Origin of the sequence: Winogradskyella sp. (assembly GCF_025210595.1) — a bacterium.
Lineage (GTDB): Bacteria > Bacteroidota > Bacteroidia > Flavobacteriales > Flavobacteriaceae > Winogradskyella.
Map to the genome: position 1 here is coordinate 32,495 of NZ_JAOARH010000067.1, position 12,489 is coordinate 44,983.

15 protein-coding genes are annotated in these 12,489 nt (G+C 29.5%); 9 read left to right on the top strand and 6 right to left on the bottom strand.

The window, feature by feature from the left end:
* Window positions 1-10 precede the first annotated feature (10 nt).
* The 5 genes from N4A42_RS07295 to N4A42_RS07315 all read left to right on the top strand — a co-directional run bounded on the left by N4A42_RS07295 (window position 11) and on the right by N4A42_RS07315 (window position 3,960).
* Window positions 11-934 carry an SDR family NAD(P)-dependent oxidoreductase gene (locus N4A42_RS07295; RefSeq protein WP_294072041.1) on the top strand — a complete coding sequence of 308 codons (924 nt, stop codon included), beginning with the start codon at window positions 11-13 and terminating at the stop codon, window positions 932-934.
* A gap of 97 nt (window positions 935-1,031) precedes the next feature.
* Window positions 1,032-1,625, top strand: a complete 594-nt coding sequence (locus tag N4A42_RS07300; RefSeq protein ID WP_294072044.1) for a DUF3841 domain-containing protein — start codon at window positions 1,032-1,034, stop codon at window positions 1,623-1,625.
* A gap of 77 nt (window positions 1,626-1,702) precedes the next feature.
* Window positions 1,703-2,224 (top strand): hypothetical protein, encoded by a 522-nt coding sequence (locus tag N4A42_RS07305; RefSeq protein WP_294072046.1) that lies wholly within the window; start codon window positions 1,703-1,705, stop codon window positions 2,222-2,224.
* 130 nt (window positions 2,225-2,354) lie between these two features.
* Window positions 2,355-3,446 carry a heparan-alpha-glucosaminide N-acetyltransferase domain-containing protein gene (locus tag N4A42_RS07310; protein WP_294072049.1) on the top strand — a complete coding sequence of 364 codons (1,092 nt, stop codon included), beginning with the start codon at window positions 2,355-2,357 and terminating at the stop codon, window positions 3,444-3,446.
* Between the two features lie 49 nt (window positions 3,447-3,495).
* Window positions 3,496-3,960 carry a nuclear transport factor 2 family protein gene (locus tag N4A42_RS07315; protein WP_294072052.1) on the top strand — a complete coding sequence of 155 codons (465 nt, stop codon included), beginning with the start codon at window positions 3,496-3,498 and terminating at the stop codon, window positions 3,958-3,960.
* Window positions 3,961-4,070: 110 nt separating this feature from the next.
* Here N4A42_RS07315 and N4A42_RS07320 read toward each other — a convergent pair whose 3' ends face one another.
* Genes N4A42_RS07320 through N4A42_RS07340 form a run of 5 tightly spaced genes read right to left on the bottom strand, consistent with a single transcriptional unit; the run spans window position 4,071 to window position 8,652 of the window.
* Window positions 4,071-4,619, bottom strand: a complete 549-nt coding sequence (locus tag N4A42_RS07320; RefSeq protein ID WP_294072057.1) for a 1-acyl-sn-glycerol-3-phosphate acyltransferase — start codon at window positions 4,617-4,619, stop codon at window positions 4,071-4,073.
* Window position 4,620: 1 nt separating this feature from the next.
* On the bottom strand, window positions 4,621-5,703 hold the full coding sequence (locus N4A42_RS07325) for an iron-containing alcohol dehydrogenase family protein (RefSeq protein ID WP_294072061.1): 1,083 nt from the start codon (window positions 5,701-5,703) through the stop codon (window positions 4,621-4,623).
* Window positions 5,704-5,739: 36 nt separating this feature from the next.
* Window positions 5,740-6,450, bottom strand: coding sequence for an HAD family hydrolase (locus N4A42_RS07330; RefSeq protein WP_294072064.1), 711 nt, complete (start codon window positions 6,448-6,450; stop codon window positions 5,740-5,742).
* On the bottom strand, window positions 6,441-7,169 hold the full coding sequence (gene kdsB, locus N4A42_RS07335; RefSeq protein ID WP_294072067.1) for a 3-deoxy-manno-octulosonate cytidylyltransferase: 729 nt from the start codon (window positions 7,167-7,169) through the stop codon (window positions 6,441-6,443). Before kdsB ends, N4A42_RS07330 begins: the two co-directional genes overlap by 10 nt.
* Window positions 7,170-7,209: 40 nt before the next feature.
* Window positions 7,210-8,652 (bottom strand): AAA family ATPase, encoded by a 1,443-nt coding sequence (locus N4A42_RS07340; protein WP_294072070.1) that lies wholly within the window; start codon window positions 8,650-8,652, stop codon window positions 7,210-7,212.
* A gap of 123 nt (window positions 8,653-8,775) precedes the next feature.
* Between N4A42_RS07340 and N4A42_RS07345 the strand changes: the two genes are divergently transcribed.
* From N4A42_RS07345 to N4A42_RS07360, 4 genes are all read left to right on the top strand, one after another.
* Entirely contained in the window at window positions 8,776-9,504 is a 729-nt protein-coding gene (locus N4A42_RS07345) for a hypothetical protein (RefSeq protein WP_294072073.1), read from the top strand.
* A gap of 3 nt (window positions 9,505-9,507) precedes the next feature.
* Window positions 9,508-10,317, top strand: coding sequence for a DUF3822 family protein (locus tag N4A42_RS07350; protein ID WP_294072076.1), 810 nt, complete (start codon window positions 9,508-9,510; stop codon window positions 10,315-10,317).
* Window positions 10,317-10,850 carry an RsmD family RNA methyltransferase gene (locus tag N4A42_RS07355; protein WP_294072079.1) on the top strand — a complete coding sequence of 178 codons (534 nt, stop codon included), beginning with the start codon at window positions 10,317-10,319 and terminating at the stop codon, window positions 10,848-10,850. The genes N4A42_RS07350 and N4A42_RS07355 overlap by 1 nt, the downstream gene beginning before the upstream one ends.
* Before the next feature lie 227 nt (window positions 10,851-11,077).
* Window positions 11,078-11,860, top strand: a complete 783-nt coding sequence (locus N4A42_RS07360) for a hypothetical protein (RefSeq protein ID WP_294072081.1) — start codon at window positions 11,078-11,080, stop codon at window positions 11,858-11,860.
* Window positions 11,861-11,959: 99 nt separating this feature from the next.
* Here the strand turns inward: N4A42_RS07360 and N4A42_RS07365 are convergent, their stop codons facing one another.
* Window positions 11,960-12,457, bottom strand: a complete 498-nt coding sequence (locus tag N4A42_RS07365) for a CAP domain-containing protein (RefSeq protein WP_294072084.1) — start codon at window positions 12,455-12,457, stop codon at window positions 11,960-11,962.
* Window positions 12,458-12,489 lie beyond the last annotated feature (32 nt).

Genomic DNA, 12,489 nt, shown 5'->3' on the forward strand with positions numbered 1-12,489 from the left:
TTTTATCAAGATGAACAAATCAATATTAATTACAGGAGCCAATGCAGGAATAGGTAAAGAAACCGCAAGACAGTTAGCGTTAATAAAAGAAACAGAAATTATCTATTTAGCATGTAGAAATCTTGAAAAAGCAGAAACTGCAAAAAAAGAACTTATCCAAACTACAGGAAGAGATATTTTTAAAATTGTAATTCTTGATGTATCCAAAACAGAAACAGTTAAACAAGCTGTTTTGCAATTGCAAGAGCCTATTGACGCTCTAATAATGAATGCTGGTGGGACAGGTGGTAAAACGCCAGAAAAATTAACTAAAGATGGTGTTACAATATTAACAGCGAGTAATTTATTAGGACACGTAGTACTTGTAGATGAACTAATAGCACAAAGTAAATTAAACAAAGTAGCTTTATTTGCTAGTTCTGAAGCAGCAAGAGGAGTGCAAAAAGTAGGTATGAAACGTCCAGACTTAAAAGATAACTCTATAGAGGAATTTGTTTCAGTTTTTGATGGCAGCAAATTCAAAGGAAACTTTGATGCTTATCAAATTTATGGGTGGATTAAATATGGAGGCACACTTTGGATGAGTAACATGGCTAGAAAATACCCTAACATCAAATTCATAAGTATGAGTCCTGGTGGTACAAGAGGCACAAATGGAATGAATGATTTACCTTTTCTAAAAAGATTATTTTTAAAGCATATTGGAATGAAATTAATTATGCCACTAATGAAAATGTCTCATTCAGTAGAAAAAGGTGCAAAACGTTTTGTTGATGGCATTAATAATCCTAAATATATAAGTGGTGTTTTTTATGCAAGTAAAGAAAATGTATTAACAGGACCTGTAATAAACCAAAGTAGTATTTGGAAAGATTTAGACAATCAAATATTTCAAAACAACGCAGATATTGCAATTCATAAGTTTACACAATAACTTAGTCAATAATATGTAGCCTAAATTAGCCTTATAATGTTATTCTTGCTTATAACTGGTTTAAGCTACATATAGTGCAAAAATTACGATACTTTAAATGAAACTCTGGACAATTCAACCTTTAGAATTTTACAACAAACTCATTGCTGAAGGTGAAATACACACAACAGAAACATATGCTGAACCCGATTATAAAAATGCATATAAATGGATGATTAATGAAATGGAAAACAGACTAGGAAAAAGACCTCATAGAAAGGTTTATCCTATTTGGGCTTGGTATCAATATAAAAACATAAAGTCTAGAAAACCCGATTTAAGAAATAACGGTTTTCTAACAAGAGGAACAAAAGGTGTACGTATTGAGTTTCAAAAACCAAAAAATCAAGTTTTACTTTCCGATTTTAATTTATGGCATTTTCCACTTAATAATTGGTACATAGCTGATGATGAAAAACAAGAATCTGAGTTTAAAGAGCTACTTAAAGTATCTAAAGCAGGAATCATAAAAAAAGACAATAAGATTTTAAAAATAAAGCAGATTACAGAACAAAGCTGGAAAAAAATTTTTGATATGAATTATGATTGTGACTATGTTACAGATTCTTTTAATGATAAAAAAATTCAAGCCACGTTTTGGAATTTAAAAAATAGTGAGATTACCAACGTAGATTATTTTATTGCTAAATAAGTAGCGATGAGAGTATATAATTTAGCTTTATCCTATTTGTACTTTTTATTTTGTAACTTACGTTTTAATAATTTTAAATGAAACAAAACATTAAAATCAGAATAGTTTTGGTTTTACTTTTTTCAGTTATTTTTCTACTAAAAATATCTGATTATTATGATTTACTTTCTGGTTTTATAGTTTTTATTCTCCTCGCATTTGATTTATTTGAAAGGAATCATACAAATGTAAAAGAACATGAATTAATCTATTATTTTTCATGGATATTAATTGGACTTATAACAACTACTGTTAGAAGATGTAACATCGTTCCTTATACACCAATATTTTTAGTTTCAATAATGAAATTAATTCTTATTATTGGTTATCTATTTAGATATAAAAGCTTTAAAGTTACAAGAACATTATTATCAAAAATAACTTTGATAGTAATTGCTTTGTATATAATCGAATTAATAGTTAATTCGACTCACGGATTCTCTTCAATAACATTATTGTGGACTAAAGTTTCAACTGTCGAACTAATATTATTATTAATCATAAATAAGAACAGGATAGATTTCAAAATATCTATATTAGAATTTTTGTGGAAAAAATAACTTCATACAATAATAATTATAACTCATTATGAAGAACTTCTTCTAATAATCTGTTATAAATTGTATTTTGTTAAAAAAGCAATAAAATACTACCTCTAAACCCTATATTTGTTGTTCAACCAATCAATAATTGAATAAAACACGCCTTTATTTTATAGATGCTGTAAGAGCCTTTGCTATTTTAATGATGCTACAAGGGCACTTTATAGATACCTTATTAGATGTGTCTTATAGAGATGAGTCTAATATGTTTTTTAAATGCTGGCAGTATTTTAGAGGTATTACAGCTCCAACTTTTTTTACAATTTCTGGCTTAATTTTTTCTTATTTATTAATAAAAGCTAAGCAAAAAGGCCAAGTAAAAAAAAGAATGCGAAAAGGGGTAATGAGAGGTCTTATGCTTATTGGTATTGGGTATTTGCTTCGTGTGCCAATTTTTGAATGGCTTTTTGGAAAATTCAGTTCTTATTTTTTAATTATTGATGTACTACAGTGTATTGGTTTATCTTTAATTCTTGTGGTTGGCATCTATAGATTAACATTCAAAAAAAACTTGGTATTTTCAATGTTAATGTTTGTACTAGGCGTTGTAACTTTTTTAACTGAACCACTCTACCGATATATAGATTTGCCTAATATTCCTAAAGTTTTCGCTAATTGGCTAACAAAAGATTACGGCTCTGTTTTTACCATTTTGCCTTGGTTTGGTTATGTAGCTTTTGGAGCTTTTATTGCCACATTATTTTACAGATTTGTAGAGCAGCCTAAGTTTAAGCCTTCTATTATTATTGGGTTTATAACTGTTGGTTGTTTTTTAATATTTAAGTCTAGTTGGTTGTTAATGCGATTGCATTTTATTACTGACATTGTACTATTTAAAGATGTTGCTTATTATAATTATCTGTTTACTAGATTGGGTAATGTATTACTGCTTTTCGCTTTATTTTATTCCTTAGAACGCTATATAAAGCAACCATTGTTTCTTAAAATCGGACAAAAGACATTGTCCATATATGTTATTCATTTCGTTATAATTTACGGTAGCTTTACAGGTATTGGACTTCATCAACTTATTGGTAAAACACTATTACCTTGGCAAGCTATAATTGGTGCTATTGTGTTTCTTAATTCGGTATGTTTTATATCGTTTTATTATGCTAAGACAAATGCTTTTGTTTATTCTGTAATTCGACGCATTATTGATAAGGTAAAATCTCGCTAGTTTTATTTAACTTTAATACTAATATATTTTGATATTTTAATAAGCTATAATGAAAAATACTATAACTCGTTTTTACGAAGCCTTCAATAACTTAGACGCAGATACGATGTGTTCTTTTTATCATAATGATATTGTTTTTGAAGATCCTGCGTTTGGTATATTAAAAGGCGAACGCGCTAAAGCCATGTGGCAGATGTTATGCAATTCTCAAAGAGGTAAAAACTTTAGGGTTGAAGCGTCTAATATTAATGATAATTCTGCGCATTGGGAAGCATATTATAAGTTTAGCAAAACAGGAAGAAAAGTACACAATAAAATAGATGCCAAATTTGAATTTAAAGATGGTTTAATTATTAAGCATACAGACAATTTTAATTTGCATCAATGGGCTAAACAAGCTCTAGGTTTTAAAGGATTATTATTAGGAGGTACACGATTTTTTAAAAATAAGCTACTAATACAAACCAATACATTGCTTAATAAATATATTGCAGAAAAAAAGCTATCAGTATAAAATTGATAGCTTTTTGAGGCAATGTTTCTTTTTAGGGACTTTATAAGTTTACTTTATGTTTCATTGCATAATGTTAGAAACAAATCTTATGCCAAACTACTGTGATTTAATTAGCTATAAGCTTTTATCTTACCTTCTACTCCATCATAAAAATCTTTCATAAATTTAAAATCTGCATTTATATTGTCAGTTGGATAAAAAGGTAGTGATATTTTATTTTGCTTATTTTTAAAATCTAAGGTAAACATAATGATTGGTACATTAGCTGCTTTTGCTATGTAGTAGAATCCTGTTTTCCATTTATCTACTTTTTTTCTAGTTCCTTCTGGTGCTAATGTTAATCTAAATTCTTTTTCATCATCAAAAAGTTTAGCTATGGCTTCAACTTTATTTTGCCCAGATGTTCTGTCTAATGCTTTACCTCCAATGGCTCTGAAATAATAACCAAAAGGCCAACGAAACAACTCTTTTTTTGCTATAAAATTAGTTTTAACACCAACAATTTTTCTTAGTAATACACCAATATAAAAGTCGTGCCAACTAGTATGAGGTACAGCAATAATTACAGCTTTCTTAACAGTATCTATTGAAAAATTAGTGTTACCAACTATTTTCCAACCCAAAATTTTAAAGTAAATAAGTTTAGCCAGCCAACGCATCTTACATTTTTTTGTAGAGCTCTAATAACTTCTGTCTAGTTATTACAGATTTCCAATTCTTTCCGATAGCGTTTTCCCATAAAGGTTCTAAACTTAGGGCTACATCTATCATAGCATCAAATTGCGCGTCATCTAAACCTGCACAAACATCTTTTGGTAAAGTTATGCCATGCTTTTCTTTCATTTGTTTAAACATTGCTACTCCTTCAGGATAAAATTCTTCTAAATGATCAAATACAATACAATTTCCTATGCCATGCTTTACACCTAGAAGATAGCTAAGTCCGTAACTCATAGCATGAGCTACACCTACTTGAGAATAAGCAATACTCATACCTCCATGCCAAGATGCCATCATTAACTTATCTTGTGCTTCTTTTTTACTTAGTGTGTCATCTAAAAATATTTCCTTACATAACTCAAAAGCTTTTTCTCCATAGCTCTGACTAAATGCATTTAAGAATGTACCATTAAGAGACTCTACGCAATGTACAAAACAGTCCATGCCAGTATAAAACCATTGATCTTTTGGTACGTTTCTTGTCAATTCTGGGTCTAAAATTACCTGATCAAAAGGTGTATAATCGCTATTAATGCCTAATTTTCTTTCTGGTCCTGTTAAAATTGTAGTTCTGGATACTTCTGCGCCAGTACCAGAAATGGTTGGTATGCCTACATGATAAATCGCAGGATTTTTAATTAAATCCCAACCTTGATAATCTTTAGATTCTCCTTTATTAGTAAGCATTAGCGATACTGCTTTAGCAATATCCATAACTATACCTCCACCTATACCTATAATACCAGAAGGTAACTCACTATGTTCAAGAATAATATCTTCTACTAATTGGTCTATCTGAGACGTTTTTGGCTCTTCTTTGGTAGAAATGTAAATGATCTTATCCTTATAAGACAAACTAATTCTTGAAGTTAACCAATGATTGCCTTTAAAGACATCATCAACATAAAATATAAATGGTGCATTACGTCCTTTTCGTTTTGGCGCTAAAATTTCATCTAACTGATTGAAACTTCCGCGTCCAAAAACAACTCTAGACACCATTGGATAATTTTTATATATCATTTACTCTTTAATCTTTAACAAAAATAAAAACTTAGTTTATTTAGTTTTTATAAAATTTAAAATTTCATTTAGATTATTAACAGTTTTATATTCTAAACCGTTAGTCTCATTTTCGTTTACTTTTTCGTGCTGCCATGTAGTATGAAATGGCACATGTATTGCTTTAGATCCTATATTAATTAGAGGTAAAACATCTGATTTTAACGAATTACCTATCATTAAAAATTCTGAAGGATTAATATCTAAATGGTTTAATAATTTTTCATAATTTGTTTCTTGTTTTTCACTTAAAACTTCAATGTGATGAAAGTATTGTAACAAACCAGATTTTTCTAGTTTTCTCTCTTGATCTAACAAATCTCCTTTTGTAGCTACAATTAATTTATAATTCTTTGATAAAGTTTTTAAAACATCTTCTACTCCATCAAGTAGTTCGATAGGTTTATTTATCATATCTTTTCCGATATTCAATATTTTACCTATAATGTCGTTTGAAACTTTACCATTAGATAATTCTATTGCAAGCTCTATCATAGACAATACAAAACCTTTTACACCATAACCATAAATAGATAGGTTTTTCATCTCCATTTTAAAAAGCTCTTGATCTATTTTATTAGGCGTCTCATAATGAGACAATAATAAACCGACTTGTTCTTCAGCCTCTCTAAAATAGGTTTCATTTACCCAAAGCGTATCATCTGCATCAAAGCCTATGACTTTTATGTCTTTATAATCTATTTCCACAATTTTTTAGCTCTTTCTAAATCTTCTGGTGTATCAATTTCTACTCCTTGCACTTGGGTTTCTACCATTTTAATTTTCTTCCCATATTCTAAATAGCGAATGCATTCTATTTTTTCTGTTGCTTCAATAAATTGCATTGGTAGCACAGTGAAATCTAGTAATGCTTCTTTTCTAAAGGCATAAATCCCTTTATGTTTAAAGTAACGTGCTCCAGCTTCTTTATCTCTAGGAAATGGAATTGGACTTCTTGAAAAATACAGCGCAAAATTATCTTGATCTACAATAACCTTCACCGTATTTGGATTATTAATTTCATCCCAATCTGTTATTTCTACCATTAGAGACGCTAAATCTATTTTTTTATCTACATCGTCCTTAAAAACTTCTAAGACTTTATGCAAACTTTCGCGCTCGGTAAATGGTTCGTCTCCTTGCACATTTACTACAATATCACAATCTATATCTGCAACAGCTTCAGCAATTCTATCACTACCAGACTCGTGCTCTTTTTTGCTCATTATAGCTTTACCGCCATGGTTAACTATTTCATCATAAATAATTTTACTGTCTGTAACTACATATACCTCACTAAAGAGTTTTGTAGCTACAGTAGCTTCATAAGTTCTTAGAATTACTGATTTTCCGGCTAAATTTTGCATTAATTTGCCAGGAAAACGAGATGCACTATAACGTGCAGGAATCATGGATATAATTTTCATGTATCTAATTTAGATAAAATCAAAAATAAAGTTTTCTGTTTTAATCTGCGTTCTTTTCTACAAACATTTCATCTTTAAAACCGATAAGGTATAATTTTTCTTTTGCGCGAGTTACAGCTGTATATAACCAACGTAAATAATCTTTGTCCATACCATTTGGCAAGTAAGGTTGCTCTATAAAAATGGTATTCCATTGTCCGCCTTGGGATTTATGACAAGTAATAGCATAAGAAAATTTAACTTGTAAGGCATTAAAATACTTATTGTTCTTAACACCTAAAAATCGTTTGTAATTAGATTTCTCATTGACATAATCTTTAGCAACTTCTTGATATAATCTATTAGAATCATCGTAACTTAAAGAAGCACTTTCCGCATTTATTGTATCTAAAAGCAAAACGGTTTCAAAAGGTCGCATACGAGGATAATCTACCATTTTAACTTTAACTTCGGCAAACTTAAAGCCGTATAACTCTTTAATATTAAAAATCTCTAAAACTTCAATAATATCTCCGTTTGCAATAAATCCGGCTTCAGTTGTAGGCTTAATCCAAAAATAATTGTTCTTAACTACCATGAGATAATCGCCTGCAGATAATTCACTTTCATTAAATAAGATGCGTTCTCGTATTTGTTTATTATATAGATTAGCGCGCTTATTACTACGAACTATAATAGCAGTTTCTTCATAACCTTCATTACTATAGGCATCATTAATGGCATCCATAATTTCATGACCATCAATTAATCTTACAATATCTTTAAAAGGAGCTACATTAAATTTAAAACTTTCATAAAATCCTGTTTCTAGCGTTGCTCTAAGTTCTGTTGCGTTTTCTAAAATTCCTGAATTTTGTTCTTGCCTTACAACTTCATCTAGTTCTAAACCAGTTACATCTTTATTATAGTTTAAACCAAGCTTATCTGCATTTAAAGCTGGACTTAAATCTGACTTTACAGGTGGTAATTGTGCTTTATCTCCTATTAACAATAATTTACACTGATGGCCAGAATATACATACTGCATTAAATCATCTAAAAGTGATCCGTTTTCAAAAAGCTTAGAATCTGAAGGTACATCTGGTACCATTGAAGCTTCATCAACAATAAAAATGGTGTTTCTATGTTTATTGGGCTGCATTACAAACTTTACTCCTCCTCCTTTGTCCTTTTTAGGGAAATATATTTTTTTATGTATTGTAAAGGCTTCCTTTTTAGAATAGTTAGAAATGACTTTAGCAGCTCTTCCTGTTGGTGCCAATAGTACAGCACTCTTTTTAGCATGCCATAAATTATTAACAATTGTACCTATAATACTTGTTTTACCAGTACCTGCATACCCTTTTAATAGATAGATAGAATTAGATGATTTATTAAAAATAAACTGTGACAATTGCATGAGCACCATATCTTGTTTAGATGTTGGCTCAAAAGGAAACTTAGATTTTAAAAGTGAGTAAAATGCTGATGCATTAGTAACCATATAGAAATAAATAAATGGCAAGATAACATTATTATAAATTGAAGTTTATTTTTTATTTAGATAGTTTTAAGCAATAAAAAAAAATTGTAGATTTGCGTGAGACCTAATTAATAAAAAAATAAAATGTTAAACATAATTATTGCTATTGTAGCCATTATAATTTCAACCATTGCTATTGTATGGTTAATTGACAAATTTGTTCCTAGAAAAATAAAACCATTAATCAATATAGTACTTTGGGGACTTATTATTTTTCTTGGATATATAACATTTAACTCTGTATATGATGAGATAAAATTCAACAAATTAAAAGTAGAGCGCTATAAAGTTGTAATTGATCGTTTGGTAGACATTAGAGATTCTCAATTAGCATATAAAGAAGTTAACGGTGAATATGCTGGTAGCTTTGATAAGCTTATCGATTTTGTTGAAAACGGAAAAGTTCCTATTACTCAAAGAAGAGATACTTTAGTATTAGATGAAGAGAGAACTCGTGCTTTTGGTGGTGTAGAAACCATGAAAACCATTACACTTATTGACACCTTAAGTTATTATACTGTAAAAGACTCAATCTTTAAAGGTAACAACCGTTTTAAAACTATGGATGATGTTGGTGTTGGTAAATCTGGCGCTAAATTCAAATTAGAAGCTGGTAAATTAGACCAAATCCCTGTTTTTGAAGCTAGTGTAGATAAAGCTATAATATTAGATGACCAAGAAAAATATCTTGTAGAAAAAGAAAAACAAGCAGTTTCTATTGCTGGTGTTAAAGGTGAATCTGTAAAAATTGGTTCTATGGAAGAAGTAAACACAAGCGGAAATTGGGGTAAAGATCTTTCAACTAAGGAATAAATTTTGAATAATAATAACATTAAAGAGCTGTCCATTCAAGTTAATTTGAATGGGCTTTCTTTTTGCATATTAAACAGAACTACTAATACTATTGAATACCTTAATAGTATTTTGTTTGCAAATAAACTTTCCCCTTTTGAAGTGCTTAATAGTTTAAAAAATGAGTTGAGTACAAATGCTATCTTTTATAATGATGATTTTAATACAGTTGCTGTTATTCATCAAAATGAATTATCTACTCTAGTACCAAAAGATCTGTATGATGAAAATCAGAAAGCTGATTATTTAAAATTTAATACAAAGATTTTAAAGACCGATTTTATTGCGCATGATGAACTTGTGGTAAACCATAGCGTTAACCTCTATATTCCATATGTAAATATTAATAATTACATCTTTGAAACCTTTGGTGAGTTTACCTATAGACATTCATCAACAATTTTAATAGATACGGTTTTACAAAAGGTAAAAACGACTAATAATACTCAAGTATATCTTCATGTTAATAGCTCTACGATAGAAATTATGGTCGTAGAAAAAGGACAATTACAATTATTTAATGTTTTTGATTATTACAGTAAAGAGGATTTTATCTATTATGTACTGTTTGTTTTTGAACAATTAAACTTGGATGTAGAAACTAGCATTATCTACTTAAGTGGTTGTATAGAAAAAAACGATACCCTTTACGACTTACTTTATACCTACATAAGACATGTAGAACTTATTGATATTAATTTTACATATCATTTTTCAGAACGTGCAAAAGCTTTAAATCTTCACCATCATTATTTGATTTTAAATTCGTTTTAATGCGTATTATCTCAGGCACATATAAAGGCAGAAAAATTGTAGCACCTAATAAACTACCCGTTCGTCCTACTACAGACATGGCAAAGGAGGCTTTGTTTAATATTTTAAATAATCAATATTATTTTGATGACATTTCTGTATTAGATTTATTCTCAGGTACCGGAAACATCTGTTACGAATTTGCATCGAGAGGTACAGAACACATTACCGCAGTAGATGATCATTATGGTTGTATAAAATTTATTAATGATACTGCAGCTTCATTTGAAATGCCTATTAATACCATAAAAAGTGATGTCTTTAAATTTTTAGAAAATTTCAGACAAAAACACACCATAATTTTTGCTGATCCACCTTACAACTTCGATATAGATTTATTCTCTAAAATCCCAGAATTAATATTTCAAAATAACCTATTAGAAGAAGACGGTCTTTTAATTATAGAACATTCTAAACATACCGATTTAAGCCATTTAGATCATTATTCGCACTCAAAAAAATATGGAGGTAATATGTTTAGCTTTTTTGTTTAAAAACCCTATTTATTTACTTTAATTTTTCATCTATTAATATTGTATTTACTACAAAACTGATTTGTAGTATTAATCCCAAATCAAAATTTTTAGTAACTTAATTATCTGTAAATCTACCTATTACAGAAAAATTATAGTAATAACACGTCCCTTTTTATTCATGAGTTGATTAACCTAGTTGGTACTTGCTATTAAACATTTTTACTAACCAATTAAAACAATTAATTATGAAAAATTTTAAAACGGGATTATTAAGCTTATTTATTATAGCTTTTACTTTCAATTTTGCAAACTCACAAGACAAAGAAAAAGAAGAAGACGCTCAACCAACCATGTTTGTTGTTCATACAGACAATGTAAAGTTTGAAATGATGCCTAAATACGAAGAGTTAGCTCTTAAATTAAAAAAGAGTTGCGAGGAAAATGATATTGAAAATATGAGCTGGACAGCTATAAGTATTGAAGACGGTCGCTATGTATATGTATCACCAATTAAGAATATGGCTGAATTAGACACAAACCCTATGGCAGACTTAGCAGAAAAAATGGGAAAAGAAGAAATGGGAGAAATGTTTGAAGAAATGGATAGTTGTTATGACTCTCATGGTGATGAAATTGTACATTATATACCCAAACTATCTTATATGCCAGAAGGGTATTCAACTAAAGATAAAAACGAAAGAGAATATCACTTTTTATATTATTCACCTAAAGATGCTAAAGAAATGAAAAAAGCCATGACTGATGTTAAAAATTTGTTTGAAACAAAAGGTGTAAAAAATGGTTATAGTGTCTATCATAGTGGATTTGGTAGTGAAGAGAGCTACTATATGGTTTCTATAGCTGGTGAAAGCGAATTAGAAATTGTCAAAGGTGGTGAAGAAAATGATGAAATTTTAGGTGATGATAAAAAAGCTGTATTTTGGAATGTCATTAAACTCACCACCAAATACGATCAGTTAGAAGCTAATATAAGACCAGATTTAAGTTATTACCCGAATAAAGAATAACTCGTTAGTAGTTATCTATATTAATTTATAAATTAAAAAAGCTGTCACAATTTATGATGAGACAGCTTTTTTTCGCTATTAATCAACTTTTAGTGCGGTTTAACGCTTAATGAAGATATTAGTAAAATACCACTTTCCTTCATTGTTTTGTTCGGCTGAGATGTCAAAATCTGTATAATCGCCTTCAATATTTTCTTTATGGCTTGGACTGTTTAACCAAGCATTAACTACCGATTCTGCTGAACTAAATCCGTATGCTACATTTTCTGACACAATATTAGCACTCGCATTTGTTTGTAAACTTTGTTTTCTCTGAAAAAAATTATCGTGAGAAACATTATTTACCTCTATCATATAGTCTGTATGTGTATAAGCTACAGCTTTAACAGTATTATGATCGTTTAAAGGATTTAGACCTTCTGTAATTCTATGAGCATTAATAAGCTCCATTATTTCAATTTCAATCTGTTTTGCTTGTGGCGCAACAGGTACGTCTATAGAATTAATTTCATCCTTAGCTACACTGTCTGTTGTGCAAGATGATAAGCCTAAGAGGGCAACAATAGCCAGTAAAGGCAATAGCTTTATAGCTTTCATAAGTAGGTTAAATTTAGGTTTGGGATTACTAA